We start from the raw sequence: 25,555 nt of genomic DNA on the forward strand, positions 1-25,555 counted from the left end.
TGTATCGGGCAACGTGGATCAATTCACAATAAACGACTTGCGATGGCTGACTGACGTGTGACACTGCGCGTCAAGACGGGGGAAAGACCATGATCGAAAAGAACGTGACCCAGCAGGACCGCAAGGACCGTGTCGCAAAGGCGTTCATACAGGCGCTTCCGCATGCGCGCGCGCTGAATCTGAAGATGGAGGAGATCGGCGATGGCCAAGCCACGATCTCGATGCCCTATGACGAGCGGCTGATCGGTGATCCCGATACGCGCGTCATTCATGGTGGTGCAGTGTCCGCCTTGATGGATACCTGCGGCGGGGCGGCTGTGATGTCCCATCCCGCAGCCCTCGGCAGCACCGCCACGCTCGATCTGCGAATCGACTACATGCGCCCGGCCACGCCCGGCGATACCATCACTGCGACGGCCACCTGTTATCACGTCACCCGTTCGGTTGCCTTTGTGCGTGCCATTGCCACCGATGCCGACACCGACCGACCTGTTGCCACCGCGACCGGTGCCTTTACCGTGGTCGAGGTCGGCGCATGAGCCGGCGTCCCGAGCCGATCCAGGTCGTCAAGCAACGCCGCGATGCAACCTTGCAGTCCCTGATCGAAGGCGTGCCTTACATCCAGTTCCTCGGTATCCGGTTTGACCGGCGCGGTGACGAATTGACCGGCTTGCTGCCCTTTGCGGACGCGCACATCGGCAATCCGGTTTTGCCCGCGCTTCATGGCGGAGTGACGGCGGCCTTTCTTGAAGTAACAGCGATCATCGAACTTAGCTGGGCGATGATGTGGGAAGATATGGAAAAGGGTGTCGCCGTTGATACCAAGGCGCGCAGCCTGCCCAAGACCATCGACTTTACCGTCGATTACTTGCGCACCGGTCTGCCCCGTGACGCCTATGCCCGCGCGCGGGTCACGCGGTCTGGCCGGCGCTATGCGTCGGTGCAGGTCGAAGCGTGGCAGGACAACCGGATGCGGCCTTTCGCGCAAGCCAATGCGCATTTCCTGATGCCGCCCCGCGATGGCTGACCTCACGCACCGCCGTATCCTGCATATCGCGGTGCCGATTGTCATATCCAATGCAACGGTGCCGATCCTCGGGCTTGTCGATACAGGCGTGGTCGGCCAGCTGGGCGAGGCAGCCCCGATCGGTGCCGTCGGGATCGGTGCGATCATCCTCGGGTCGATCTACTGGATCTTCGGCTTTCTGCGGATGGGCACGGTCGGGCTGACATCGCAGGCGGACGGGGCAGGCGACACGGCCGAGGTCACGGCCCTGTTCAGCCGTGCTGTTCTGATCGGCATGGTCGCGGGTGCGGTCATCATCTTGGCGCAAGGCTGGCTGTTCCGTGAGGCGTTCAAGATCTCACCGGCAAGTGCCGAGGTCGAATCCCTCGCGCGGCAGTACATGGCGATCCGGGTCTGGTCCGCCCCGGCGGCGATTGCACTTTACGGGGTGACGGGATGGCTGATCGCGCAGGAACGTACGCGCGCGGTCATGGCGATCCAGCTTTTGATGAACGGGGCGAACATCGGGCTCGATATCCTGTTCGTGATCGGCTTTGACTGGGGCGTGAGCGGCGTGGCCTTCGCCACGTTCATTGCCGAATGGTCCGGGCTGGCGCTGGGCATCTGGCTGTGCCGCGATGTGTTCGACCATCCGGCATGGCGGGACCGCGTGCGGCTGCTGGACCCTGCGCGGCTCAAGAAGATGGCGATGGTGAACGTCGATATACTGATCCGGTCGGTCTTGCTGCAGGCAATCTTTGTCAGCTTCATGCTGTTCGGATCGGACTTTGGCGACGTGCCGCTGGCGGCCAATCAAGTGCTGCTGCAATTCCTGTTCTTCACGTCCTTCGCGATGGACGGCTTTGCCTTCGCGGTCGAAAGCCTTGTGGGCAAGGCGATCGGTTCAAAACAGCCGCAGGCCGTGCGCCGCGCGTCCTTGATGACAGGAACGTGGGCAGCAGGAATCTGCATCGCGATGGCGCTGGCCTTTACGCTGGGCGGTGGTTTGATGATCGACGTGATGACCACGGCACCGGACGTGCGCAGCGCGGCACGCGCGTATCTGCCCTACATGATCGCCGCCCCGCTTGTCGGATGTGCGGCCTGGATGTTCGATGGCATCTTCATCGGGGCGACGCGCACCGTGGACATGCGCAACATGATGATCGTCTCGACCATCATCTACTTCCTCAGTGTCATCCCCCTGATGGCGGCCTACGGCAATCACGGGCTCTGGATCGGTCTTCTCATCAGCTTTGTTGTGCGGGGGATCACACTGGGCTTGCGCTATCCTGCGCTTGAAGCGGCGGCGCGCTAAAGCCAGCGGTCCCTCTGGGTGCCCACGGCATCGGCGACAGTGTCAAAACCATCGCGAGCCAGCAAATCATCCAACCCTTGCGCGATTTCCGTGGCAAGCGAGATGCCATGATAGACCAGCGCCGTATAAAGCTGCACCGCTGACGCACCTGCGCAGATCTTGGCATAGGCTTGCGCGGCGGACCCCACACCACCAACGCCGATGATCGGCAGATCGGTCAGGGTCGACAACTGCGCCAGAACGCGGGTGGATTTCTCGAACAGGGGTTGGCCGGACAAGCCGCCCGCTTCGGCCTTCTTCGGCGATGTCAAACCATCGCGGTCCAGCGTTGTGTTCGTGGCGATCAGACCGTCGATGCCGGACGCATTGGCCACTTCGGCCACATCGCTGATTTCGTCGCGCGACAGATCGGGGGCGATCTTCAGGAAAACCGGCACCGGCGTTTCAAGTTGCGCGTTCGCGGCCATGACACCGGCGAGCAGGGCGGACAAGGCATCCTTGCCCTGCAGATCGCGCAGCTTTTCAGTGTTGGGCGACGACACGTTGACGGTGGCAAATGCAATGTGATCGCCGCACCGGGTCAGCACTCTGGCGAAATCGCCTGCGCGATCTGTGCTGTCCTTGTTCGCGCCAAGGTTCAGCCCGATCAGACCTTGCGTGGCGGCCAGCCGCGCGGCAATCGCATCCATCCCGTCGTTGTTGAACCCAAAGCGGTTGATGGCAGCCTGATCTTCGCTCAGACGGAACAGGCGCGGCTGGGGGTTGCCAGGTTGCGGGCGCGGGGTGGCGGCACCAACCTCCAGAAAGCCGAAACCGGTGCGCAGCAGCGCGGGCAGGGCGGTCGCGTTCTTGTCAAATCCGGCGGCCAGCCCGACGGGGTTGGGCAGGTCTATACCGGCAAGGGTGGTGCGCAGCCGGGGCGATGTGACAGGCCCGCCTTTCGGACCCAGCCCAAGGTTCAATGCGGTCAGTGCCAGCCCATGCGCCCGTTCGGGATCAAAGCTGCGCAGGGCGCGCAGACCGATCTGTTCCAGCGCGCTCATGCCAGGGCCGGAAACTGGTGGACACCATCGACCAGCGGCAGGGCCTTGTGCCAAACTACATCATCAAGGCGCAGCGCGCGGTAAAGATGCGGGAATAACTGGCCGCCGCGCGCTTCTTCCCATTTGACCGGTGCCAGCCCGTCGCTTTGCACCGCGACAAGGACCAGATCGTCGGCGTCCGCGAAATACATGGCCGCTGTCTTGGCGACCGTTTCAGCGGTGGAAAAATGGATATAGCCATCGGCCAGATCAATCGGTGCGCCGTCAGTCTGGCCATTTGCCTGCAGGTCTGCCCATTCGGGCGCGCGGAATATCTTGTAGATCAGCATGTCTGCCCCCCGTTCGCGGGATGCTTAGAATGGCAGCAGCGGTTGCGCAACCACCCGCCTGTCGCGCGGGTGTCGTAACGTCGGCCTCGCAGACTGTTTGACTCTGCCGCGGGGCTTGCCCAAGCTGAGTCATTACCAACTTTGGGGGTTCAAAACCATGATTTCACGAATCTTAACAACAAGCTGCGCAATGGCCCTGATGGCCGGAACAGCTGCAGCGGAATACACGCTGACAATCCTGCACACCAACGACTTTCACGCGCGTTTCGAGCCGATCAGCCGCTTTGACGGGCCGTGTTCTGCCGAAGACAACGACGCTGGCGAATGCTTTGGTGGCACGGCGCGCCTGATCACAGCTGTGAACGATGCGCGCGCACGTTCCAACAACACCATCCTTGTGGACGGCGGCGACCAGTTTCAGGGTACGTTGTTCTACACCTACTACAAAGGTGCGATGGCGGCAGAGTTCATGAATCAGCTTGGTTATGACGGTATGACTGTCGGCAACCACGAATTCGACGACGGCCCCGAAGTGTTGGCCGGATTCATCGACACGGTCGAATTCCCCGTGCTGATGTCAAACGCCGATGTCTCGCAAGAACCGCTTCTGGCTGAAAAGCTGCCGAAATCCGCGGTGATCGAACGGGGCGGCGAAAAAATCGGCCTGATCGGTCTGACACCTGAGGACACCGATGAACTGGCCAGCCCGGGCGACAACATCACGTTTTCTGATCCCGCATCAGCCGTGCAGGCCGAAGTGGACAAGATGACTGCCGAAGGCGTGAACAAGATCATCGTGCTGTCCCACTCCGGCTATGCTGTCGATCTGGCCGTGGCCGAAGCGACAACCGGCGTTGACGTCATCGTCGGTGGGCACTCCAACACGCTCCTTGGTGACATGGACGGCGCTGCCGGACCTTATCCGACGATGGTGGGCGATACTGCGGTCGTGCAGGCCTATGCCTATGGCAAGTTCCTGGGTGAACTGAACGTCACTTTTGATGATGACGGTGTCGTCACCGAAGCCGCTGGCGCGCCTGTGATCATCGACGGTGAAGTTGTCGAAGACGCAGCCGCAAAGGCCCGCATCGCCGAACTGGCCACGCCCCTGGATGAAATCCGCAACAAGGTTGTTGCCAGCACCGATGCACCGATCGGCGGTGAACGTGATGTCTGTCGGGCGATGGAATGCGAAATGGGGTCGCTGATCGCTGATGCGATGCTCGCACGCGTTGCCGATCAGGGCATTCAGGTCGCGATCCAGAACGGTGGTGGTATCCGTGCGTCCATTGATGCCGGTGAAATCACCATGGGCGAAGTCCTGACCGTGCTGCCGTTCCAGAACACGCTGTCGACCTTCCAGGTCACTGGCGACGTGCTGCTTGCCGCACTTGAAAACGGCGTCAGCCAGCTGGAAGAAGGTGCTGGCCGTTTCCCGCAGGTTGCAGGCATGAGCTATACCGTCGATCCGGCAGCCGAAGCAGGCAGCCGCATCTCTGACGTGATGGTCGGTGATGCACCGCTTGATCCTGCTGCGACCTACGGCGTTGTGTCCAACAACTACGTGCGCAATGGTGGCGACGGTTACGACATGTTCAAGGACGCCGCGAACGCCTATGACTTCGGCCCCGATCTGGCCGACGTCACAGCCGAATACATCGCCGCACAGGGTGACTTCACACCCTACACCGACGGTCGTATCACGGTGAAGTAAACCGTTTACGATATGTGAATGTATTGAACGCGCCGCAGGTCACTGCGGCGCGTTTTTTTGTAATTTGGTCATACGCGTTGTGCACACGTTGTGCACGTCCGGTGCATCGCCTATTTTGGGGTCATGTGCGGACGTATGGCCCTGACCCTCCCCCATGATGCGATGGTGCACGTCTTTGGCGCGACACCGGCAAACGACCTGCCCGAAACGCCCAATTACAACATCTGCCCGACGACACAGATCCACACCGTTACCTCTGACGAAGGCCAACGACGGCTGCGTCCGATGCGCTGGGGCTTCATCCCGCACTGGTACAAGAAACCGTCCGGCGGCCCGCTGCTGATCAATGCGCGGTCGGAAACCATCGCCGAAAAACCGGCGTTCAAGGCGGCCTGCCGCGCGCGGCGCTGCCTTGTGCCGGCCAGCGGATTTTACGAATGGAAGCGCGTCGAAGGCGAGACCCCCAAGCCCTGGTGGGTGACACGTGCGGACGGCGAAATCATGGTCTTTGCTGCGATCTGGCAGGACTGGTCGGCTGGCGATGAGAGCCTGACAACGTGTGCCATTGTGACAACCGCAGCCAATGACGCCATGGCCCCGATCCACCATCGTCTGCCGGTGATCCTGACACCGGACCAATGGGCGCTTTGGCTGGGAGAGGACGGAAAAGGGGCCGCCACATTGATGAAAAGCGCACCCGAAGATGCGCTTTCATTCACCCGCGTCAGGACCGCGGTCAATTCAAACAGAGCGTCCGGGCCCGAACTGATCGAACCCTGGGAAGGTGATTAGCCGTTTGGCGCTTCGCCATAGACGATCAGGTCGATCCGCTTGTTCCAGTCCGTCCCGCCGGAGTTGTAGACTTCCGGAGCGTAAAAGCGTGTTTCGGAGCAGGCTGACACTTGGTAAGTGCGCTGTGATCCAATGCTGAACCAGCTGATCGAGAAGCCGTCACGGCTACCGTCGAAGTTTTCACCATCATCGTCACAAGGATCGTCGTCCTCGTAGTCAGGGCCGTTGTCATAGGGATCTTCCGAGAAGAGACGCACCCAGTTCGGAGAGCGGTTTTCAAAGACGATCGTATCACCCGCCTCGACGTAGATTTTGCTTGGATAGAAGCCGTAGCGTTCGACAAGAACAAGATGCTCTGTCGCTTCCTGCGCCGAAGACGCGGCCGCTGGCAGCGCCAGAACGGCGGCCAAGGCGAGGTTCTTAATATGTTTCATCGCAGCAATCCTTCATCGTTACCCCCCACAGGGCACACCCGGTCAAAGACAATGCTTAACGGTCAATTTGGGCGAATATATGGCGGGATAAGTGACGAATCGTGGAGAATAGGCCTTGCAGCCCTGCACTTGCTGGACATATATCAACAATTAGCGCGCGGGCGTTGTGTAATGGTAAGACCTTAGCCTTCCAAGCTAAAGATACGGGTTCGATTCCCGTCGCCCGCTCCATGTCCATTCGTCGCAGCGTTCCGGGTTGTGGTCCTTTCGGGTCACACGTAAGCAATTGCAAAGAAAACGACGACGAGAGACGCATGGCAGAAGCCCCAAAAACCACGGACGCGGAACGCGCAGCCTCTAAGCAGGTCGGATCACTGCGCGCGCTCTGGCCGTTTATGTGGCCATATCGCGGCATGATGGTTCTTGCCGGTCTGGCGCTGACGTTAACCGCGATTGTGTCCCTTGTCCTGCCTCTTGCCGTCCGCCGTGTCGTTGACAGTTTCGAGTCCGGGTCCGGCGAGCTTTTGAACCAGTATTTCGCGGCGGCCCTTGCGATTGCGGCCTTGCTCGCGCTGGGTACGGCGCTGCGATATTACCTTGTGACCCGGCTTGGCGAACGTGTCGTTGCCGATATCCGCATGGCCGTGTTTGATCGCATGATCGGCATGTCGCCTGCGTTCTTTGAAAAGATCATGACCGGCGAGGTGCTGAGCCGCATTACCACGGACACTACGTTGATCCTGTCCGTCATTGGCAGTTCTGTGTCCGTTGCGCTGCGCAATGTGCTTATTTTCATTGGCGGAATGATCCTGATGCTGATCACCTCTGCCAAACTGTCGGGTCTTGTCCTGCTGATCGTTCCCGCTGTGATCGTGCCAATCGTTGTGCTTGGCCGCCGCTTGCGCACACTGAGCCGCGAGAACCAGGATTGGATCGCCGCGAGTTCGGGCAATGCCTCTGAGGCATTGCTGTCCGTCCAGACCGTGCAGGCCTTCACCCATGAACGCGCAAGCCGGTCCAAGTTTAACGACGTGACAGAAAAAAGCTTTGTCGCTGCCCGAAAACGGATCGGCACGCGCGCCCTGATGACGGCCATTGTCATCTTTCTGATCTTTTCCGGCGTTGTTGGTGTCTTGTGGATCGGCGCGACCGATGTGCGCAACGAGATGATGACCGTGGGCGAGCTGGTGCAGTTCGTCATCTATGCCGTGATGGTTGCCGGGGCCGTTGGTTCCCTGACCGAGGTTTGGGGTGAGGTGCAGCGCGCAGCGGGTGCAACCGAGCGACTGGTCGAGCTGTTGAATGCCGATGATGCCGTAATCGATCCGGTTGCCGCGCTGCCTGTTCCGAACGTGCAGGGCGGCGAGATTGTCTTTGATAACGTCAGTTTCCGCTATCCAAGCCGCCCGACGGTTGCCGCGCTGGACGGAATCAACCTGCGTGTCTTACCGGGTGAAACGGTCGCGCTTGTCGGTCCGTCGGGTGCGGGCAAGACAACGATCATCCAGTTGCTGCAACGCTTTTACGATCCGACCGAAGGCGCGATCCTGCTGGACGGCGTTGATCTGAAAGACATGCACCGTGGTGCGTTCCGTGCGCATATGGCCCTTGTACCACAAGACCCCGTCATCTTCGCTGACACCGCCCGCGAGAATATTCGCTTTGGACGGCCAGGTGCATCTGACGCCGAAGTCGAAACTGCTGCCAAAGCTGCCGCCGCCCACGATTTCCTGATGGCCTTGCCGGAAGGTTACGATTCCTATGTGGGAGAGCGTGGTGTGATGCTGTCCGGCGGTCAGAAACAGCGTATTGCCATTGCCCGCGCAATTCTGCGCGATGCGCCTGTGTTGCTTTTGGACGAAGCGACCTCTGCCCTTGATGCGGAAAGCGAAAGTGCCGTGCAGCAGGCGGTCGAGGAACTGGCCCGTAATCGCACGACCCTGATCGTGGCCCACCGTCTTGCCACCGTGAAGAAAGCGGACCGCATCGTCGTGTTCGAGGACGGCAAGATCGTCGCCCAGGGCACGCACGACAGCCTTGTAGCCGAAGGCGGGCTTTATGCCCGGCTGGCGCGCCTGCAGTTTACGTCCGGTCTTGCCGCTGAATAACGTGGCGTTTCCTGCGCAAGTCCCTTGCGCGGCAGCCCCTTTTTTTCCATCGTATCCCGCAGGGAGGCGGCCGTTCGTGTGACTGGCCCGCAATAAGACAGAAAAAGAAGGGGAGGACGCATGACATATGCAAACATGGCCGATCGTGATGCGATCGAAGCAGAGGGCCCGTGGGATACCCGCGATATGCCCAAGACGACGTTCGCACTGCTGTCGCAGACAGCCGCCAAGCATGGGAACCGCAAGGCGCTCAGCTATCAACTACAATCGGGTCCGACTGATCCGTGTGAGACATTCACCTGGAACGAGTTGCGTGAACTGACAGCCCAGACGGCCAACCTTTTCCGCTCTCTCGGTGTGGGCGAAAACGATGTCGTCGCCTACATTCTGCCGAACGCGAATGAAACGGTTCTGTCCTTCCTTGGTGGGCAGGTCGCGGGCATCGTGAACCCGATCAACCCCTTGCTGGACGCCGAACAGATTGCGGCCATCCTGCGCGAAACGAAGGCCAAGGTGCTTGTCACCCTGCGTGCGTTTCCAAAGACAGACGTGGCCCAAAAGGCCGCTGAAGCCGTCGCGATGGCGCCGAATGTCGAAACTGTGCTGGAAGTCGACCTGCTGCGCTATCTGACTGGTGTCAAGAAGTTCATCGTCCCGCTGATCCGTCCCAAGAACCCGGTGACGCACAAGGCCAAGGTGCTGAATTTCAATGCTGAAATTGCCAAACAGCCCAAGACCCTTGCGTTCGAGGACAGCAAGGAAGACCGCGTCGCTGCCTATTTCCATACTGGCGGAACCACCGGCATGCCAAAGGTCGCGCAGCACCGTTACTCTGGCATCGTCTATAACGCCTGGCTGGGTGCCCGTTTGCTGTTCACTGAAACCGATGTGCAGATTTGCCCGCTGCCGATGTTCCACGTTTTTGCAGGGATCGTATCGTTGGGGGCCTCGCTTGCGTCGGGCGCGCAGATCGTCTTTCCGACCCCGCAGGGCTATCGCGGTGAAGGCGTTTTCGACAACTTCTGGAAGCTGGTCGAGCGTCACAAGGTGACTTTCATGATCACTGTCCCGACAGCCATGTCTGCCCTGATGCAGCGCAAGGTCGATGCTGATATTTCGACCCTGAAACTTGCGTTCTGCGGGTCTGCCCCGTTGCCGCTGGAGCTTTATCGTCGTTTCGAGGAAGCTGCCGGTGTCACCATCTGCGAAGGCTATGGTCTGACAGAGGCGACATGTCTTGTTTCCATCAACCCGCCGGATGGTGAAAAGAAGGTCGGGTCCATCGGTATTCCGTTCCCCTACACCCATGTGCGCATCGTCAGTGTCGCCACACAGGTTGATTGCGGTGTGGACGAGATCGGCGAAATATGCGTCGCCTCGCCCGGTGTCTATGACGGTAAGACCTACACGGAGACCGACAAGAACAAGGACCTGTTCTATCCCGGTGCCGATTCGCCGTTGGGACCGTCGGTGCAATACCTGCGCACGGGCGATCTGGGCCGGATCGACGAGGACGGCTATCTGTGGATCACCGGACGTGCGAAGGACCTGATCATTCGCGGCGGTCACAACATCGACCCGGCCGAGATCGAAGAGGCGCTTGCCGGGCACCCCGCCGTCGCGTTTGCCGGTGCCATTGGCCAGCCCGATGCCCATGCGGGCGAATTGCCTTGCGCCTTTGTCGAACTGGTGGACGGTGCCAAGGTGACCGAGGACGAGCTGATGACTTATGCCAAGGAGCATATCCACGAACGCGCGGCCTTTCCAAAGCATCTGACCATTCTTGACGAACTCCCCAAGACGGCGGTCGGCAAGGTGTTCAAGCCGGACCTGCGCAAGAACGCTATGAAGCGCGTGTTCAACGCAGCGCTGGCAGATCACGGTGTCACGGTTGTTGACGTCGTCGAAGACAAGAAGCGCGGTCTTGTTGCCAAGCTCGACAAGCCAAGCGGTGTGGATGAGGACGCGGTCAAGAAAGTCATGTCCAGCTATACCAATCCATGGGACTGGGCTGCTTAGGCCACATCCTGAAAATCATGCAGCAAGGGCGGTCCATCGGGCCGCCCTTGTGCTATTCTGACACATGCCAGTGGGCTGATTTCAAACCATCTTATCAGGTGGAAGGACGACGGAATGCATAACGACCAGCCCATCGCGGTGATGGATGCGACCTGCGCTTTGTGCAGTTTCGGCGCGCGCATGATCCATCGGCTTGACCGGTCCGGCGATATCCGCATTTGCCCGATCCAGACAGACAAGGGACGCCTGTTGCTGGCCGCGCAAGGGCTGGATGCGCTGGACCCGGACAGCTGGCTGTTTATTGAAGGCCCCCGTGTTTATCACAACTTTGATGCAGTCATTCGCGTCGGCGAACGTTGCGGCGGGTTCGGCCGTATCCTGTCGGTGTTGCGCCTTTTGCCCAAAGGCACACGTAATTGGCTTTACTACACGATTGCCCGCAACCGCTATCGCCTGTTCGGGCGCGGAGACATGTGCGCAATTCCTGATGAGTCCTTCCAGCGCAGGCTGATGCAATGAAAGTTGCCGTCCTTGGCGGCTATGGCGTGTTTGGCAGCCGCTTGTGCCGCCTTTTGGTGCGCGACAAGCATGACGTCATCGTGGCGGGCCGCAATGCAGAGTCTGCTGGTGCATTGGCCCAGGAATTGGACGCGTCGTCCCTGACGCTTGATCGCGCTGGCAATCTTGCGCCGCTGTGGGCTATGGCACCGGATGCCATTGTTGATGCTGCCGGACCGTTTCACGCCTATGGGGACGATCCCTATCGGCTGGCACGCGAAGCGATCGCGAACGGTGTGCACTATCTTGATCTTGCCGATGATGCCGATTTTTGCGCAGGCATCAAAGTGCTGGATGAAGCGGCAAAAGCGGCAGGCGTCTTTGCCCTGTCTGGCATGTCGAGTGTGCCGGCCTTGTCATCCGCAGCAGTTGCAGCGCTGCGTGAAGGGGCGGACAGCATTGATCTGATCGAAACCGCGATCCTGCCCGGTAACCGTGCTCCACGCGGGCAGGCGGTCGTGGACAGTATCCTGTTTCAAGCGGGGACCGATATTGATGTCACTGTCGATGGCGCTGTCACGCAGGTGCAAAGCTGGTCGCATGCGCAGGTTTTTGATCTGCCTGGCGGCATCAAGCGGCGTGGCTATGCCATTCGTGTGCCGGATCAATCGCTGTTTCCTGCGCATTTCGGGGCGCGCACCGTCACCTTTCATGCGGGGTTGGAAGTTGGATTGATGAACCACGGCCTTGCCGCGTTTGCATGGCTACGCCACAAGATCGGGTTCGGGATTCCTGACTGGTTTGCCCGTACTGTTCGGCGCGCGGCCGTGTTGGTGGGTTGGCTGGGCACGGATACGGGCGGCATGAGCGTGCGTGTCGTGCAGCGCAATGGCGCGCAATGGCATGCGCGCACATGGCGTTTGCTGGCTCGCAAGGGCGAGGGGCCTTTCATTCCCGCAGTGTCTGCGCGGACCGTCTTGCGCAAACCCTACGATGTACCGACGGGCGCGCGAGCTGGTCTAGAGGCGTTTACCTTGACAGAGGCCGAGAACGCGATGTCGGACCTTGCCGTTGAGACGGACATGGCGGCAGAGGTGCTTGTTCCCCTGTTCCCTTCGGTACTTGGCACGGAATTCATGACACTTGCCCCGGCTGTGCAGGCGTCCCATCAGGTATTCGCCCCCAAACGTCTGACAGGAACGGCGCGCATCACCCGCAGTCGTGGTATTTGGCCAAATCTGATCGCGATAATTTTCGGATTTCCTGCAGCGGCGCAAGACATACCCGTGCGCGTTCTGAAAACACCGCATGCAAAGGGCGAAACCTGGGTGCGCCAGTTCGGCAGGCAATCGTTCATGTCGCATCTGCGCCGTGGTCCGCGCGGGATCACCGAAAGCTTTGGCCCCTTCACATTCGATCTGGGTCTTTACGCCAAGGACGGCAATCTGCACTATCCGATCACGGGCGGGCGGCTTGGCCCCTTGCCACTGCCCACCGCGTTTCTGCCCGAAAGCGTCGCCGTCGAGCGCGCGGTCGACGGCGCGTTTACATTCGATGTCAGTATCAGGGCCCCGCTGACCCGACAGCTGATTGTCCGATACGAAGGCACGCTTTTTCACACAGATCGGTAAATCTTCTGCTGGTAGTTTTGCCGCATGTTAAGGATTATGCGGCATCAAGGGAACGAATGGCGCTGTCGCGCGTTGTATGAGCACACCGCCGTTGGCCCCACCTGGTGAAGGTTCGAACCGATCATGACGATGAATGACAGACGCCGCGATAGATCCGTCGATGAATATATCGACCAGAACCTGCGGCTTGTCTTCTCGAATATTGAAACGGCCGAAATCCCTGACCGCTTCAAGGAATTGCTGGATCGCCTGCGACAGCAGGATGAAAACCAATCCCAACATCAATGAGTCAGGGTAATCCCAATGTCGAAGTTGTCGGTCGTATTCCTACCCTGCGCTGACAATGTCGCCGCTTTGCCCTGCATTGTTTCGCGGAATCCCTGTTTCCCATCGCTGATCAGGTGCCGAACCTAGTATTGCTGACCCAAAACGCCTAACGTAGGGGCGTTTCTGTGATGCAAGGTTGAGCGAATGGCCCCGAATACGATTTACGGCACATCCGGTGCGGACAATTTGCCGGGAACGTTGTTTGACGATTACATCCTGGCCTACGAAGGGGATGATTTCGTTCAAGGATTTGGCGGCAACGACAGCATCTTTGGCTGGACCGGCAATGATATCCTGTATGGTGGTGATGATGACGACTATGTCTATGCCTCTTACGGGTCCAATTACCTTTATGGCGGGTCCGGAAACGACGCGCTTGAGGCGCGGGGCAACGGCAACAACACATTGGACGGTGGCATTGGCGATGACACCCTTTATGTCCGCTCGACCGGCGATGCGACTTTCTATGGTGGCGATGGCAACGATACGATCAGTGTGCATTCCGGCACGAACGTGCTGTTCGGGGGGCTGGGTGACGACCTGATCGGCACGGGGTCCGGAAACGATACGCTTTATGGTGAAAACGGCAACGATACGGTCAATGGCACGCAAGGGATTGACCATGCGTACGGCGGCAGCGGAAATGACCGCGTCACGGGGGCGTATGCCTATGGCGGGGCCGGTGACGATTCCGTCAGGGCGCTGACAGGATATGGATCGTTCTTGTATGGCGGCACGCATGACACGGAGGCCGGCAATGACGAATTGCGCGGCAGCAGTCAGGGTGATCGGGCCTATGGCCGTGCGGGCAACGACTATTTCGACATGTTCGGTGGCAATGATGTCGCCGATGGTGGCCGTGGACATGATACGATTTTTGGCGGTGCGGGGGATGACACGCTTTCTGGCATGTCGGGCAATGATACGATCTATGGCGGTGTCGGGAATGACCGTGTCTATAGTGGCAGCGGTGCCGATGAAGTCTTTCTTGATGACGGCGACGATTATGTGCTCGCCGGAGGCGGGGCAGAGGCGTTCTATGGCGGTGCGGGCACCGACTATATCAGCTATTACCGCAGCAGTAGTGGCGTCACAATCAATCTTGCGGCGAATACGGCGTCCGGGTCATGGGCAGAAAACGACCTTGTCGCGAATTTCGAGGGTGTGTCCGGCTCGAAAACCGGTGGCGACAAGATCGTCGGCACGTCCGGCGCAAATCTTATCAAAACCTACGGCGGCGACGACAAGGTCTATGGCGGCAGTGGTGCTGACGTGATCCATCTTGGCGACGGCAACGACTATGTGCGTGTCGGCGGAGGCGCAGAGCAGTTCTATGGGGGCAATGGAACCGATTATATTAGCTACTACTACAGCACTGGCGGCGTGACGCTTGACCTGCAGGCGAACACCGTTTCCCGGTCATGGGGGGCCAACGATGCAATATCCGGTTTCGAGGGCGCATCCGGATCGCGGACCGGTGGCGACAATATATCCGGCACGTCCACCGTGAATGTCATCAGATCCTATGGTGGTGATGACCGGCTGAACGGGCGCGGTGGCAATGACAAGCTGTTCGGCGGGTCCGGTTCTGACCGGATTGACGGGGGTGGAGGCGACGATATCCTTTATGGCGGAGCCAATTCGGACGTCTTTCATTTCGACCGCGGAGAGGACCGCGACACCATCAGGGATTTCCAGAATAATATCGACACGATCGAACTGGATAACTTCCAGTTTTCAGGCGGTTCCAATACTGACGATCCATTCGATTTCGCAGACCAGGTCGGCGCGGACGTCGTTTTTGATTTTGGGGGCGGCGACACGCTGACGATCGAAGACGTCACCATTGGCCAACTGCGAAACGATCTGGAGGTCGTCTGACCGAGGGGGATGGTGCTGTGAGAGAGGATTGAACTCTCGACCTCACCCTTACCAAGGGTGTGCTCTGCCACTGAGCTACCACAGCATCCGTCGCGCGGATTTAGCCCTGAATGGCAAATGGTGCAAGCCCTCTCTGGACGCTTTTTGCCCACCTTGCTAACAGGGTGGTCATGACAAATAAGCGCGACAAGCCACCCAAGAACGCTGCAGAAACCCGCGAAGATCGGTTGAAGGCGGCGCTGAAGGCAAATATGGCGAAACGCAAGGCACAGGCACGGGCGCGCAAGGCATCCGATACAGACCGCAAAGAGTAGGGCAGGGCATGGATTCCATCGTAGTTAAAGGCGGCAAACCGCTGAACGGCAAGATTGCCATCGCGGGGGCGAAGAATGCCGCGCTGACGCTGATGCCTGCGACCTTGCTGTCTGAAGAACCACTGACCCTGACCAATGCACCGCGCCTGTCGGATATCAAGACGATGACAGCCTTGCTGCAATCGCTGGGTGTCGAGGTTACGTCCATGCAAGGTGGCAAGGTGCAGGTCATGTCGAGCCATGACATGACCTCGACCACGGCTGACTATGAAATCGTGCGCAAGATGCGCGCGTCCAACCTTGTTCTTGGTCCCTTGCTCGCGCGCCACCACAAGGCCACCGTTTCGCTGCCTGGCGGCTGTGCCATCGGAGCCCGTCCGATGGATATTCATACAACCGCGCTTGAGGCGATGGGTGCCGAAATCGAATTGAAGGACGGCTATCTTCATGCGGTCGCCAAGGGCGGTTTGAAAGGGGCAGTTGTCAAGCTGCGCTTTGCCTCTGTCGGTGCCACGGAAAACGTACTGATGGCAGCGACCCTTGCGAAAGGCACCACCGTCATCGAGAACGCCGCGCGCGAACCCGAAATCGTGGACCTTGCCGACTGCCTGCGCCGGATGGGCGCGCAGATCGAAGGTGACGGTTCGTCCCGCATCGAAATTCAGGGCGTTGACCGGTTGGGCGCTGCAACCCACCCCGTTGTCACTGACCGCATCGAGCTTGGCACATATATGCTGGCCCCCGTCTTTACGGGAGGCGAGGTCGAGTGTCTTGGTGGCCGCCTGTCGCTGGTCACATCCTTCGTTGAGAAGCTGGAAATGGCCGGTGTCGATGTGACAGAGACCCCCGATGGGCTGAAGGTCAAGCGTTCCAACGGTCGTCCGCGCGCTGTCAACGTCACGACCGAACCCTTCCCCGGGTTTCCCACCGATCTGCAGGCGCAGATGATGGCGATGCTCTGTATTGCGGAGGGCACGTCGGTTTTGGAAGAGAAGATTTTCGAGAACCGCTTCATGCACGCCCCCGAACTGATCCGCATGGGGGCCGATATCGAAGTCCACGGTGGTACGGCGACTGTGCATGGTGTGGACCGCATGAAAGGTGCGCCGGTCATGGCGACCGATTTGCGCGCTTCTGTGTCGCTGATCCTTGCCGGACTGGCTGCCGAAGGCGAAACCGTTGTCAACCGCGTCTACCACCTTGATCGCGGCTATGAACATGTCGAGGAAAAGCTGGGTGCCGTGGGTGCGCAGATCGAAAGGGTCAGTGACCGCGATGGTTGATGCAACATTTGAAGACGGAGCCGAACGCCCGCTGCGCCTGAAAGCGCTGGATGCCGACGACCTGCAAATTCTGTCGGCACTTGCGCAGGATGCGGTCTTTCCGGCGAACGAAATGACCTGGTCGCGCAAGGATCGCCGCTTTGCTATCTTGCTGAACCGGTTCCGCTGGGAAGATGCCGACGGGGCAAGCGCGCGCAAGCGGGCCTATGAACGTGTCCAGTCAGTGCTGGTTATCGAAGACGTGATGGCCGTCAAGAAACATGGTGTCGAGAAGGATGCCGAAACCGTCATGTCGCTGTTGTCGATCACGTTCGAGCCTGCCGAGGACGGCATGGGCCGTGTCGTGCTGACACTGGCGGGGGACGGGGCAATTGCCTGCGATGTCGAGGCGCTCGAAGTGATGCTGAAAGATGTCACGCGCCCCTATATTGCGCCATCGGGTAAGGCCCCGTCGCATCCTGCCTGACCGGGCAGTCCGTACACACTGACACAGACGAGAGGTTTCGCCGTTGAAGCGCGGGGTATGCCCCGCTATGTCACGGGCGGTAAAGGAGCCTTTTGATGCCACAGTACCTGTCGACACGTGATGCTGATTTCGAAGCCCGCTTTCAGGCATTGCTGTCTGCCAAGCGCGAAGACAGCCCGGACGTGGATCAGATCGTGGCTGATATCATTGCCGATGTGCGCGCGCGTGGGGATGCTGCCGTTCTTGAACTGACTGCGCGATTTGACCGGTTGGATATGAGCGCCGACCAGATCCGCTTTTCCGATGCAGAGATTGACGCCGCCTGCGCTGATGTCTCGCCAGAAGATCGGGACGCGCTGGAACTGGCAGCGGAGCGCATCCGTGCCTATCACGCCCGCCAGATGCCTGAAGACGCATCATGGACTGATGATGTGGGTGCGATGCTGGGCTGGCGCTGGACCCCGGTGTCTGCTGCAGGGCTTTATGTGCCGGGTGGGCTTGCGACCTATCCGTCGTCTGTCCTGATGAATGCGATACCGGCCAAGGTGGCGGGTGTCGCGCGTCTTGCGATGGTCGTTCCGACGCCTGACGGTGCCATCAATCCGCTGGTTCTGATGGCTGCCCGCCTTTCCGGCGTTGATGAGGTATACCGAATCGGCGGTGCGCAGGCTGTCGCGGCACTGGCGTATGGCACCGAAACGATTGCGCCGGTGGACAAGATCACCGGGCCCGGCAACGCCTTTGTTGCCGCCGCCAAGCGCCGTGTCTTTGGCAAGGTCGGTATCGACATGATTGCTGGTCCTTCTGAAATTCTTGTCATCGCAGACAAGGACAACGATCCTGATTGGATCGCGCTTGATCTGCTTTCGCAGGCGGAACACGACGAGAGCGCGCAATCGCTGCTGATTACGGATGATGCGGATTTTGGCCGTGCCGTGGCGGACGCCGTCGACAAGCGGCTGGAAACGCTTGAACGGCGGGCGATTGCAGGGCCAAGCTGGCGTGACTTTGGCGCGATCATCACGGTCGCGGATATGGCCGAAGCCGTTGTGCTGTCCGACCGGATTGCCCCGGAACATCTGGAGCTCTGTGTCGCTGATGCCGACGCGCTGGCTGGGCAGGTCACCCATGCCGGTGCCATCTTCATCGGTGGTTGGACCCCCGAAGCGATCGGTGATTACATCGGTGGGCCCAACCACGTGTTACCCACGGCGCGGTCTGCACGGTTTTCAAGCGGATTGTCGGTGATGGATTTCGTCAAACGCACGACACTGGCCAGAATGACTCCCGAGGCGCTTGCCGCAATCGGCCCATCAGCTGCGCGACTGGCGCAATCGGAAAGCCTTGAGGCACACGGTCTGTCCGTACTTGCCCGGTTGGAGAGGTTGAATCGCACATGAGCAAGATTATCGACTTGGAACTGGATGACAGCGGCCTGCCGCCGCCAACCCCGGAAATCGAACAGGAGCGCAAGGTCGCTATCTTCGATCTTCTGGAGGACAACAGCTTTGTCCTTGCCGGTCGCGAGGATCGCGATGTGCCATCGGGGCCCTACAAGCTGGGGCTGTCGATCCAGGAACGGCGTCTGGTCTTTGCCCTGTCCGACGACACGGGCGAGGCTGCGTTCTATCTGTCGCTTGGTCCTTTCCGGCAGGTGGTGAAGGATTATTTCCAGATCTGTGAAAGCTATTTCGACGCGGTGAAATCCCTACCGCCCAGCCAGATCGAAACGATCGATATGGCCCGCCGCGGCATCCACAATGAAGGGGCCCGCGTACTGCAAGAACGGCTGGAAGGCAAAGCCGACGTCGATATCGACACTGCGCGCCGCCTTTTTACACTGATTTGCGTCCTACATTTTGGGGGCTAATGTGAGAGGCGACTCCTTCCCACAGTCGGTGCTTTTTTGTTGCGATCACAATGCCGTTCGTTCGCCCATGGCCGAGGGGATCATGAAAAAGATGTACGGCACGCGCTGCTACATCCAGTCGGTCGGTGTGAAAAATGATCTTGAAATTGATGGTTTTTCAATTGCTGTCTGTGCAGAGATCGGGGTTGAACTGTCGCGCCATCGTTCGCGGTCTTTCGATGAAATGGAGGATTGGGGGGATGATTTGTCGTCATTTGACCTTGTTCTGGCCCTGTCGCCCGCAAGCCAGCGCCGTGCACTAGATCTGACGCAGTTCTATCACCTTGAGGTGGAGTACTGGCCGATTCTGGACCCGACCGGTCTTGGCGAAACCCGCGAGGCGCGCATGGTCGGCTATCGTCAGGCCCGCGATCAGATCATCGCCCGGCTGAAAGAGCGTTTCGGTCCCCCGACAGAGCCCTTCGCTCCGGAAGAAGAAGGTTAACAGAACCTTACGTCAAACGGGTTTCTGCCTAAAAGTAGTCACAATTGTATGTGAAAAGCGTCGTGAATTTAGACCGGAGAACCCGCATGCGCTTGCTTGCTGCCACTATTGCTGCCCTTATCGGATTGAGTATTCCGGCGTCTGCCGCGACGATCAAGGCATTGAATGACGCAAGTTTCGTCGGCGTCGCACCCGCCGAGGTTGCCAACCCGATTTATGGGAATAACGACGGGATAACAGTCGGTTTCAACGAAAGATCCAACGTCATTTTCGATACGGATATGGTGTTTAACGGCACATTGGTCGTTGCCGGTACGGCACTGGACAGCCACCTGCTTTATCACGACCGCGCCTCAGGCACCGAATACATCACATCGCTGAACGCGTTTAGCTTCTCGCAGAAAATCATCGCAGTCATCATGACGACTGAAGAACTGAATGCGACGCATGATCTTTTTAAGTTGCCCGGAACGATTTACAAATCCGCATTCGGATTCTTCGGCCTTGAAGATGACGAGCGCAATGAAATCTTTGTTGGCACGAATGAAGTGCGTGCCCGCTTTACCGTCAATCAGGGCTTTGATGCTGTGCGCGTTCTGACCGTTGCCGCTGTTCCGCTTCCGTCTGCGGGCTTGCTCCTGTTGGCCGGTCTTGGCGGGCTGTTGGGAATGCGCCGTCTGCGCAAGACCAAGACAGCCTGACCAGATCTCGCCCCTATTACCAAAAGCTGAAGCGCAATTGCGCGGATTAGCCCTTGAAAAGGTGACCAATCCGGCGCATTTACACGCTCAGAAGCAAAGATAGGAGATCACATGGCCAAGGAAGACATTCTCGAATTCCCCGGTGTCGTGAAGGAACTTCTGCCGAACGCGACATTTCGGGTCGAACTTGAGAATGGCCATGAGATCATCGCACATACGGCAGGTAAGATGCGCAAGAACCGCATCCGTGTTCTGGCTGGCGACAAGGTGCAGGTGGAAATGACACCGTATGATCTGACTAAGGGTCGGATTAACTACAGATTCAAATAATGACGACGCTTGCGGCCCAACCGGGCCTCAAGTTGGTGCTTGGCTCTGGCTCGCCCCGGCGACTGGAGCTTTTGGCGTTGTTGGGACTGACACCCAGCGATATCCGCCCGCCTGATATCGACGAAGATCCTGCCAAGGCGGAAGTGCCGCGCGACTATGTCAATCGCGTCGCCCGCCAGAAGGCAGAGGCCGTGACCATCGGCCCGGATGAAGTCGCCCTTTGCGCTGATACGACTGTCGCGCTGGGCCGCCGGATCATGGGCAAACCCGCCGATGCGGATGAAGCCCGCGATTTCCTGCAAAAGATGTCGGGCCGCCGTCACAAGGTGATCACCGCTGTTGCCGTGAAGCGGGGCACCACGATCTGGTCCAAGGATGTGCAGACCACCGTCGCGCTCAAGACTTTGTCGTCGCGGGAAATCGATTGGTATCTTGCCACGCAGGACTGGCACGGCAAGGCGGGTGGCTATGGTATTCAAGGTCCGGCCGCTGCCTTTGTCACGTGGATCAACGGATCATTCCACGCGGTCATGGGCTTGCCCGTCCCCGAAACCGCGGGGCTTTTGACAGCAGCTGGTTTTTCACTTTTCGAGGGCAAGGCGTGAAGGGTCGCACGATCATTCTGGATCATATCGCAGACCGCGAGGCGGCGGCTTTGCTGGTGGATGGCAGACTTGATGATCTGTTGATCGACGACGATACCGCCCCACGCCCTGGTGCGATCTTTCGCGCGATCTGCGACAGGCCTTTGAAGGGGCAGGGTGGCATGATGCTGCGCTTGCCAGATGGTGAAACGGCGTTTCTGCGTCAAGGTAAGGGGTTGCGTCCCGGTCAGCCGCTGCTGGTGCAGGTGACGGGCTACGGCGAAGATGGCAAAGCGATACCCGTTACGGACCGTGTCCTGTTCAAATCCCGCTATGCCATTGTGACTCCTGGAAAACCGGGTCTGAACATCAGTCGCCAAATCGATGACGAAGAACTGCGCGACAGCTTGCTTGAAACCGCACACGAAGTTCACGACGGTGTGCACGGGCTGATTTTGCGGTCGTCCTGCGCTGGTGCCGCTTCGGAAGACATTGCAGAAGACATTCTCGCGATGCAGGATCTGGCCGCGGCAATCATGAGCGAAGGCGAGGGGGCTGATCCCGAGGCGCTGACAGATGGCGACGGGCCACATGTGCTGGCTTGGCGGGAATGGACGGCCCGGGCGGACGTGGTGACCGAACCGGGCAGTTTCGAAGCCCTTGGGGTGCTTGACCAGATTGAGGCACTTGGCCAGCCGCGGTCTGATCTGAACGAAGGTACGATGTATGTCGAGCCGACCCGTGCCCTTGTCGCAGTCGATGTGAACACCGGTGGCGATATGTCGCCCGCCGCCGCGTTGAAGGCTAATCTGGCGGCTGCACGTGCGCTTCCACGAGCGTTGCGGGTACGCGGGCTGGGCGGACAGATATCGGTCGACTTCGTGTCGATGTCAAAGGCGCATCGCAAGCAGGTTGAACAATCGCTGCGCGCGGCCTTCAAGGCGGATCCGATCGAAACATCGCTTGTCGGATGGTCGCCCATGGGCCTGTTTGAATTGCAAAGAAAACGCGAGCGTCGCCCGATCAGGAACCTTCTGACATGAGCTGTCCGATCTGCAACAAGGACACCGATCCGAAGTACCGCCCATTCTGTTCCAAGCGCTGCGCGGACCTTGATCTGGCAAAATGGCTGACGGGAAGTTATGCGATCCCTTCGGCGCAGGAAGACGATGACGAGGCCCTGTCAGAGGCGCTTGAAGAAGAGCAGCGCAAACCACACTAGAAAATCAGATTTTCGGTATGGACACACCCCGAACTTGCGCCTAAACACCCGCTACCCAACGGTCTTCACCGTTCCCGTGCCCGGGTAGCTCAGGGGTAGAGCAGTGGATTGAAAATCCTCGTGTCGGTGGTTCGATTCCGCCCCCGGGCACCATTCCAACATCAGATATTGAGATTAATCTGTATCTTGGGTTGTCGTGAGAAGTCTGATTTCCCAATTCCTGCAGCAGTCGCGTCTGTCGAAGGGTTGCTGCGAACATTTCTGCCGAAGCCAGAGCGATCATCTTTGTGTAGCGACGCAGCAATCATTGGAAGCGGGAAGACGCTCGCGTTCTGCTCATCGGCTGGTTTTTGCGCCGGCACCATGTTGTTCTTACGAAGAGGGCGGAAAGCGGCGCCGGTCGGGACGCGGGAAGCGAAGTGGTCATGGCCACATTCAACACATTCGACAATCTGCTGAACGCTAATATCATCACTTTGTTTTAACTGATCAGTATCGGGGCAATTCTTTCGGCCGGTGGGTTGGTATGTCGTGGCCTTCCCACGCCTCCCGCGGTACCCGTACCCCCACCCCTCTAGCTCTCTCTGGGCGCCTTGGGACCCGAAGTGAGGAGACGCTGATTGGCTGCTTCATAAGGCACCCTGTTGGATTTCATCGCATCTCCTAAATCGGCATCTGCGTGGACGCCGCGAAACCCGCAGCGGGACAGCAGGTTTCGGGCGGAACTCTGAAAGCAGCGACGCGGCCCATTGTGCGCGTGGTTCGATCGCTCCAAGATCAGCAGAGAGCCCAAACGGTGAATTCGGCGATTGTGCTGCGTGCGCTCGCGGCACGAAATCTGCCGCAGTTGTTAAGAGGAAGAAGCTGTCATGCCGTGGCCAAACCAGCCAGTCACACCCACGAGCACAAAATTTGGACCCAACTCACTCGTTGCGGGACCTTGCTGTTTTCCAAATTAGTCGTAGCAGCGATGTAGCGACGTTCGGGACGTAAGAAATCTGTCTGAACTCAGACTCGGCTCGATTTTGAAAGCGCCGAGTCAGCTACTCTTTTCCGCTCCAGCGATCATTTTAATCAAGTCATCGTAGTTGATCGGCTTCGTCAGGATCTTGCTGGTTCGTAAATCTTCGGGAAGAGCGGATGCATCGTTACCCGAGACAAAAGCAAATGGTACGCCTTGCTCGCGGAGCTCTCTTGCCAGATCGAAACTTGTATCTGTTCTGAGATGCATATCGAGAAATGCAAAAGATGGCGCTTGCCGCTCCAACAATTTCCGCGCATCCGGAACAGTCGCGGCAGAAACCGGGTCATATCCGCGATCAGAGAGCTCGTCCTCAAGATCCATCGCGATGGTAGGGTCATCTTCAACAATCAATATCTTCATTCGAGATCCATCAGTATTTCGCAGGAAAGCCCCCGGGGATCATAGTCAATCACCGCGCTGTCACCCTTGGGTGCAAGGCTTCGTTCGATCAGGCGACTACCAAAACCCTTGTGGGTTGGCACCTTCACTTCAGGTCCGCCACGTTCACACCATGACAGGAAGAGCCTCGTTTTGCCGCCATCGACGATGACATGCCAAGACACTTTCACGGTCCCGGATTCGGACGATAACGCACCATACTTTGACGCATTCGTCGCCAGCTCGTGCAAAACCAAACCCAGCGCGTGCGCGACATCTCCGGGCAGGTCAATATTTTCGCCATTCATCACAAGTTGTGTATCGTCTGCTGCATACTGCAGGACCTGCCCCTGCAGGAGGGCCTTGAGCGGAACGACGTCATGATCGAACTCGACCAGCAGATCGTGCGACGCCGCGATGGCGCGCAGGCGTGCATTAAACGACGACCGAAAGCCATCTATGTTCTCAGCGGCCCGGACGGACTGCCCCGCGATTGACTGGATCGTGGCCAGCGTATTCTTAACCCGGTGGCTCAGTTCCCTGATCAAAAGCTCTCGGTGCGCTTCCGCGGCCTTGCGTTCGCTAATATCAACCCCGGATGGAATAAGCTCTGTCACCTCCCCGGCAGCATTGAACACTGGCGCGATCTGAAAATCGATCCAAAGTTGCTGGTCACCGGCAACGCGAATTTTCGCGTCATATCGAATCCGTTCACCACTGGCCGCAGTGACAACCGCACGTTTCAGCTTATCCTTCGTAGCCTCATCGACATCCCACCAGAAACAATCCCAGAAAGGACGACCGATCACCTGATCACGCTCCCCCCCTGCGGCGGCAATGGCCGGTTCATTCGCCTCTAACAAGGTGCCGTCAAGAGAGAGAACACCAACAAAGGCGAGCACACCATCAATTAGGTTCTTGAGCCTTTCCTCACCCGCGCGTGCTTCGGAGATGTCCGCAAATGATAGTGCCAATCCATCGCCAGACTTGGTAGCCGTGGTTCGGAACCAAGCCTTGATGCTGCCGTGATCGTAATGAAATTCATTCTGCCAGGTCTTGCCGGTCTCTAGGACCTCTACGTAGGCATCAAACAGACCTTCATCCCGGTTTCCTGGCATCTCGACCAAGAGACGCTTACCCAGCAGCGTCTCCGGGTCGCGACCAATAATTTTGCCCGCAGCCTTGTTTGCAAACGTCCATTCGAGGTCGACAATATCGCCAGCGTCTCCCCTCACCGGGTCGAACATCATGAAGCCATCGGGGGTCACATCGTGAAATGCGAGGAAAGCGCTTTCTGCGGAAACGCCGCCACGCGACGCCAGGCCAGTGTTGGCTTTCTGGATCACTCATATCCCCCATTGGTGGCGTTCAATTCAATAATATAGGTTTTTACTATACAGGTGACCAAGTCAATCTAACACACCCCATACGCCTTTGTTGAACGTGACGACCTGACTACAGAAGACCTCACCGGCGCACGGGTTTATGGTCCGGATAACGAAGACGTGGGCGAAATCAGTGAATTGATGCTGACGGACGACGGTCAACTAGACCGCGCAGTGACTGATGTCGGCGGGTTCTTGGGTATGGGTGAACGCCCGATTGCTGTGACACGAGACGAGATGGAAATCGTTCGGTTCCACGACGGTGGCGATCTGCGTGTTTGCATCGACAGCACGCAGGAAGCGTTGGAACAACTGCCAGAAAACGAAGGCTAGTTTGATCAGTTGACGGGATGAACGGCCGGGGCCCAAGCCCGACCTTTTTTGCGCCCATCGCAAGTTATGCCGCATCATAAA

28 protein-coding genes and 3 tRNA genes are annotated in these 25,555 nt (G+C 58.7%); 25 read left to right on the top strand and 6 right to left on the bottom strand.

Annotated elements, in window-relative coordinates; genetic code table 11:
* Window positions 1-89 precede the first annotated feature (89 nt).
* From BMY44_RS02270 to BMY44_RS02280, 3 genes are read left to right on the top strand one after another with little or no spacing between them, the layout of a single operon-like run.
* Window positions 90-539, top strand: coding sequence for a PaaI family thioesterase (locus tag BMY44_RS02270; RefSeq protein WP_089989769.1), 450 nt, complete (start codon window positions 90-92; stop codon window positions 537-539).
* Window positions 536-1,027 carry a PaaI family thioesterase gene (locus BMY44_RS02275; protein ID WP_089989772.1) on the top strand — a complete coding sequence of 164 codons (492 nt, stop codon included), beginning with the start codon at window positions 536-538 and terminating at the stop codon, window positions 1,025-1,027. The genes BMY44_RS02270 and BMY44_RS02275 overlap by 4 nt, the downstream gene beginning before the upstream one ends.
* A complete protein-coding gene (locus tag BMY44_RS02280; protein ID WP_089989774.1) occupies window positions 1,020-2,324 on the top strand; it encodes an MATE family efflux transporter in 1,305 nt (434 codons plus the stop codon). The genes BMY44_RS02275 and BMY44_RS02280 overlap by 8 nt, the downstream gene beginning before the upstream one ends.
* Here BMY44_RS02280 and BMY44_RS02285 read toward each other — a convergent pair.
* Window positions 2,321-3,367, bottom strand: coding sequence for a quinone-dependent dihydroorotate dehydrogenase (locus BMY44_RS02285; RefSeq protein WP_089989777.1), 1,047 nt, complete (start codon window positions 3,365-3,367; stop codon window positions 2,321-2,323). The genes BMY44_RS02280 and BMY44_RS02285 overlap by 4 nt on opposite strands.
* Entirely contained in the window at window positions 3,364-3,696 is a 333-nt protein-coding gene (locus BMY44_RS02290) for a DUF952 domain-containing protein (RefSeq protein ID WP_089989779.1), read from the bottom strand. The genes BMY44_RS02285 and BMY44_RS02290 overlap by 4 nt, the downstream gene beginning before the upstream one ends.
* A 157-nt stretch (window positions 3,697-3,853) precedes the next feature.
* Here BMY44_RS02290 and BMY44_RS02295 point away from each other — a divergent pair, with 157 nt between their 5' ends.
* Both BMY44_RS02295 and BMY44_RS02300 read left to right on the top strand, forming a co-directional pair.
* The gene (locus BMY44_RS02295; RefSeq protein ID WP_207510473.1) at window positions 3,854-5,410 is read left to right on the top strand and encodes a bifunctional metallophosphatase/5'-nucleotidase; all 1,557 of its coding nucleotides are present in this window, start codon (window positions 3,854-3,856) and stop codon (window positions 5,408-5,410) included.
* A gap of 123 nt (window positions 5,411-5,533) precedes the next feature.
* Complete coding sequence (locus BMY44_RS02300; protein ID WP_089989784.1) at window positions 5,534-6,202, top strand: SOS response-associated peptidase; 669 nt, start codon at window positions 5,534-5,536, stop codon at window positions 6,200-6,202.
* Here BMY44_RS02300 and BMY44_RS02305 read toward each other — a convergent pair.
* Window positions 6,199-6,636 carry a hypothetical protein gene (locus BMY44_RS02305; RefSeq protein WP_089989787.1) on the bottom strand — a complete coding sequence of 146 codons (438 nt, stop codon included), beginning with the start codon at window positions 6,634-6,636 and terminating at the stop codon, window positions 6,199-6,201. The two genes, BMY44_RS02300 and BMY44_RS02305, sit on opposite strands and share 4 nt — an antisense overlap.
* Before the next feature lie 157 nt (window positions 6,637-6,793).
* Here BMY44_RS02305 and BMY44_RS02310 point away from each other — a divergent pair.
* From BMY44_RS02310 to BMY44_RS02340, 7 genes are all read left to right on the top strand, one after another.
* Window positions 6,794-6,867, top strand: a tRNA-Gly gene (locus BMY44_RS02310).
* Between the two features lie 83 nt (window positions 6,868-6,950).
* Window positions 6,951-8,744, top strand: a complete 1,794-nt coding sequence (locus tag BMY44_RS02315) for an ABC transporter transmembrane domain-containing protein (protein ID WP_089989790.1) — start codon at window positions 6,951-6,953, stop codon at window positions 8,742-8,744.
* Window positions 8,745-8,864: 120 nt separating this feature from the next.
* A complete protein-coding gene (locus BMY44_RS02320) occupies window positions 8,865-10,763 on the top strand; it encodes an acyl-CoA synthetase (RefSeq protein ID WP_089989794.1) in 1,899 nt (632 codons plus the stop codon).
* A 114-nt stretch (window positions 10,764-10,877) separates the two neighbouring features.
* Window positions 10,878-11,282 (top strand): thiol-disulfide oxidoreductase DCC family protein, encoded by a 405-nt coding sequence (locus BMY44_RS02325; RefSeq protein ID WP_089989797.1) that lies wholly within the window; start codon window positions 10,878-10,880, stop codon window positions 11,280-11,282.
* Entirely contained in the window at window positions 11,279-12,892 is a 1,614-nt protein-coding gene (locus BMY44_RS02330) for a saccharopine dehydrogenase family protein (protein WP_089989800.1), read from the top strand. The genes BMY44_RS02325 and BMY44_RS02330 overlap by 4 nt, the downstream gene beginning before the upstream one ends.
* Before the next feature lie 129 nt (window positions 12,893-13,021).
* Window positions 13,022-13,180 (top strand): NepR family anti-sigma factor, encoded by a 159-nt coding sequence (locus tag BMY44_RS18040; RefSeq protein WP_242650538.1) that lies wholly within the window; start codon window positions 13,022-13,024, stop codon window positions 13,178-13,180.
* 183 nt (window positions 13,181-13,363) lie between these two features.
* Window positions 13,364-15,100 (top strand): calcium-binding protein, encoded by a 1,737-nt coding sequence (locus BMY44_RS02340; RefSeq protein WP_089989804.1) that lies wholly within the window; start codon window positions 13,364-13,366, stop codon window positions 15,098-15,100.
* A gap of 10 nt (window positions 15,101-15,110) precedes the next feature.
* Here the strand turns inward: BMY44_RS02340 and BMY44_RS02345 are convergent.
* Window positions 15,111-15,185: transfer RNA gene (locus tag BMY44_RS02345), tRNA-Thr, on the bottom strand.
* Between the two features lie 85 nt (window positions 15,186-15,270).
* Here BMY44_RS02345 and BMY44_RS18140 point away from each other — a divergent pair.
* From BMY44_RS18140 to BMY44_RS02400, 12 genes are all read left to right on the top strand, one after another.
* The gene (locus BMY44_RS18140; RefSeq protein WP_165611769.1) at window positions 15,271-15,414 is read left to right on the top strand and encodes a hypothetical protein; all 144 of its coding nucleotides are present in this window, start codon (window positions 15,271-15,273) and stop codon (window positions 15,412-15,414) included.
* Between the two features lie 8 nt (window positions 15,415-15,422).
* Window positions 15,423-16,697, top strand: a complete 1,275-nt coding sequence (gene murA, locus BMY44_RS02350; RefSeq protein ID WP_089989808.1) for a UDP-N-acetylglucosamine 1-carboxyvinyltransferase — start codon at window positions 15,423-15,425, stop codon at window positions 16,695-16,697.
* Window positions 16,690-17,163, top strand: a complete 474-nt coding sequence (locus BMY44_RS02355; protein ID WP_089989809.1) for a DUF2948 family protein — start codon at window positions 16,690-16,692, stop codon at window positions 17,161-17,163. Before murA ends, BMY44_RS02355 begins: the two co-directional genes overlap by 8 nt.
* A gap of 95 nt (window positions 17,164-17,258) precedes the next feature.
* Window positions 17,259-18,563 carry a histidinol dehydrogenase gene (gene hisD, locus BMY44_RS02360; RefSeq protein WP_089989812.1) on the top strand — a complete coding sequence of 435 codons (1,305 nt, stop codon included), beginning with the start codon at window positions 17,259-17,261 and terminating at the stop codon, window positions 18,561-18,563.
* Window positions 18,560-19,033 carry a UPF0262 family protein gene (locus tag BMY44_RS02365; protein ID WP_089989815.1) on the top strand — a complete coding sequence of 158 codons (474 nt, stop codon included), beginning with the start codon at window positions 18,560-18,562 and terminating at the stop codon, window positions 19,031-19,033. Before hisD ends, BMY44_RS02365 begins: the two co-directional genes overlap by 4 nt.
* A gap of 1 nt (window position 19,034) precedes the next feature.
* Window positions 19,035-19,517 (top strand): arsenate-mycothiol transferase ArsC, encoded by a 483-nt coding sequence (locus tag BMY44_RS02370; protein WP_089989817.1) that lies wholly within the window; start codon window positions 19,035-19,037, stop codon window positions 19,515-19,517.
* 86 nt (window positions 19,518-19,603) lie between these two features.
* Entirely contained in the window at window positions 19,604-20,218 is a 615-nt protein-coding gene (locus BMY44_RS02375; protein ID WP_089989820.1) for a hypothetical protein, read from the top strand.
* A 111-nt stretch (window positions 20,219-20,329) separates the two neighbouring features.
* Entirely contained in the window at window positions 20,330-20,548 is a 219-nt protein-coding gene (gene infA / locus BMY44_RS02380; protein ID WP_010137880.1) for a translation initiation factor IF-1, read from the top strand.
* Window positions 20,548-21,153, top strand: coding sequence for a Maf family protein (locus tag BMY44_RS02385; protein WP_089989822.1), 606 nt, complete (start codon window positions 20,548-20,550; stop codon window positions 21,151-21,153). Before infA ends, BMY44_RS02385 begins: the two co-directional genes overlap by 1 nt.
* Window positions 21,150-22,175, top strand: a complete 1,026-nt coding sequence (locus BMY44_RS02390; protein ID WP_089989825.1) for a ribonuclease E/G — start codon at window positions 21,150-21,152, stop codon at window positions 22,173-22,175. The genes BMY44_RS02385 and BMY44_RS02390 overlap by 4 nt, the downstream gene beginning before the upstream one ends.
* A complete protein-coding gene (locus BMY44_RS02395) occupies window positions 22,172-22,354 on the top strand; it encodes a DNA gyrase inhibitor YacG (RefSeq protein WP_089989827.1) in 183 nt (60 codons plus the stop codon). Before BMY44_RS02390 ends, BMY44_RS02395 begins: the two co-directional genes overlap by 4 nt.
* Window positions 22,355-22,432: 78 nt before the next feature.
* Window positions 22,433-22,507, top strand: a tRNA-Phe gene (locus BMY44_RS02400).
* 886 nt (window positions 22,508-23,393) lie between these two features.
* On the opposite strand, the gene BMY44_RS02405 is transcribed toward BMY44_RS02400, so the two are convergent.
* Both BMY44_RS02405 and BMY44_RS02410 read right to left on the bottom strand, forming a co-directional pair.
* Window positions 23,394-23,738, bottom strand: a complete 345-nt coding sequence (locus BMY44_RS02405; protein WP_089989830.1) for a response regulator — start codon at window positions 23,736-23,738, stop codon at window positions 23,394-23,396.
* On the bottom strand, window positions 23,735-25,102 hold the full coding sequence (locus BMY44_RS02410; RefSeq protein WP_089989832.1) for a sensor histidine kinase: 1,368 nt from the start codon (window positions 25,100-25,102) through the stop codon (window positions 23,735-23,737). Before BMY44_RS02410 ends, BMY44_RS02405 begins: the two co-directional genes overlap by 4 nt.
* 105 nt (window positions 25,103-25,207) lie before the next feature.
* On the opposite strand from BMY44_RS02410, the gene BMY44_RS02415 reads away from it, so the two are divergent.
* The gene (locus tag BMY44_RS02415; protein WP_089989835.1) at window positions 25,208-25,474 is read left to right on the top strand and encodes a PRC-barrel domain-containing protein; all 267 of its coding nucleotides are present in this window, start codon (window positions 25,208-25,210) and stop codon (window positions 25,472-25,474) included.
* Window positions 25,475-25,555 lie beyond the last annotated feature (81 nt).

The organism is Cognatiyoonia koreensis, from assembly GCF_900109295.1.
Taxonomy (GTDB): Bacteria; Pseudomonadota; Alphaproteobacteria; order Rhodobacterales; family Rhodobacteraceae; genus Cognatiyoonia; species Cognatiyoonia koreensis.

Coding starts and splice junctions, on each gene's coding strand:
- murA (WP_089989808.1), top strand. CDS start 15,423: ATGGATTCCATCGTAGTTAAAGGCGGCAAACCGCTGAACGGCAAGATT.
- BMY44_RS02290 (WP_089989779.1), bottom strand. CDS start 3,696: ATGCTGATCTACAAGATATTCCGCGCGCCCGAATGGGCAGACCTGCAG.
- BMY44_RS02305 (WP_089989787.1), bottom strand. CDS start 6,636: ATGAAACATATTAAGAACCTCGCCTTGGCCGCCGTTCTGGCGCTGCCA.
- hisD (WP_089989812.1), top strand. CDS start 17,259: ATGCCACAGTACCTGTCGACACGTGATGCTGATTTCGAAGCCCGCTTT.
- BMY44_RS02275 (WP_089989772.1), top strand. CDS start 536: ATGAGCCGGCGTCCCGAGCCGATCCAGGTCGTCAAGCAACGCCGCGAT.
- BMY44_RS02385 (WP_089989822.1), top strand. CDS start 20,548: ATGACGACGCTTGCGGCCCAACCGGGCCTCAAGTTGGTGCTTGGCTCT.
- BMY44_RS18140 (WP_165611769.1), top strand. CDS start 15,271: ATGACAAATAAGCGCGACAAGCCACCCAAGAACGCTGCAGAAACCCGC.
- BMY44_RS02325 (WP_089989797.1), top strand. CDS start 10,878: ATGCATAACGACCAGCCCATCGCGGTGATGGATGCGACCTGCGCTTTG.
- BMY44_RS02330 (WP_089989800.1), top strand. CDS start 11,279: ATGAAAGTTGCCGTCCTTGGCGGCTATGGCGTGTTTGGCAGCCGCTTG.
- BMY44_RS02280 (WP_089989774.1), top strand. CDS start 1,020: ATGGCTGACCTCACGCACCGCCGTATCCTGCATATCGCGGTGCCGATT.
- infA (WP_010137880.1), top strand. CDS start 20,330: ATGGCCAAGGAAGACATTCTCGAATTCCCCGGTGTCGTGAAGGAACTT.
- BMY44_RS02315 (WP_089989790.1), top strand. CDS start 6,951: ATGGCAGAAGCCCCAAAAACCACGGACGCGGAACGCGCAGCCTCTAAG.
- BMY44_RS02320 (WP_089989794.1), top strand. CDS start 8,865: ATGACATATGCAAACATGGCCGATCGTGATGCGATCGAAGCAGAGGGC.
- BMY44_RS02340 (WP_089989804.1), top strand. CDS start 13,364: ATGGCCCCGAATACGATTTACGGCACATCCGGTGCGGACAATTTGCCG.
- BMY44_RS02355 (WP_089989809.1), top strand. CDS start 16,690: ATGGTTGATGCAACATTTGAAGACGGAGCCGAACGCCCGCTGCGCCTG.
- BMY44_RS02300 (WP_089989784.1), top strand. CDS start 5,534: ATGTGCGGACGTATGGCCCTGACCCTCCCCCATGATGCGATGGTGCAC.
- BMY44_RS02285 (WP_089989777.1), bottom strand. CDS start 3,367: ATGAGCGCGCTGGAACAGATCGGTCTGCGCGCCCTGCGCAGCTTTGAT.
- BMY44_RS02270 (WP_089989769.1), top strand. CDS start 90: ATGATCGAAAAGAACGTGACCCAGCAGGACCGCAAGGACCGTGTCGCA.
- BMY44_RS02395 (WP_089989827.1), top strand. CDS start 22,172: ATGAGCTGTCCGATCTGCAACAAGGACACCGATCCGAAGTACCGCCCA.
- BMY44_RS02295 (WP_207510473.1), top strand. CDS start 3,854: ATGATTTCACGAATCTTAACAACAAGCTGCGCAATGGCCCTGATGGCC.
- BMY44_RS02405 (WP_089989830.1), bottom strand. CDS start 23,738: ATGAAGATATTGATTGTTGAAGATGACCCTACCATCGCGATGGATCTT.
- BMY44_RS18040 (WP_242650538.1), top strand. CDS start 13,022: ATGAATGACAGACGCCGCGATAGATCCGTCGATGAATATATCGACCAG.
- BMY44_RS02365 (WP_089989815.1), top strand. CDS start 18,560: ATGAGCAAGATTATCGACTTGGAACTGGATGACAGCGGCCTGCCGCCG.
- BMY44_RS02375 (WP_089989820.1), top strand. CDS start 19,604: ATGCGCTTGCTTGCTGCCACTATTGCTGCCCTTATCGGATTGAGTATT.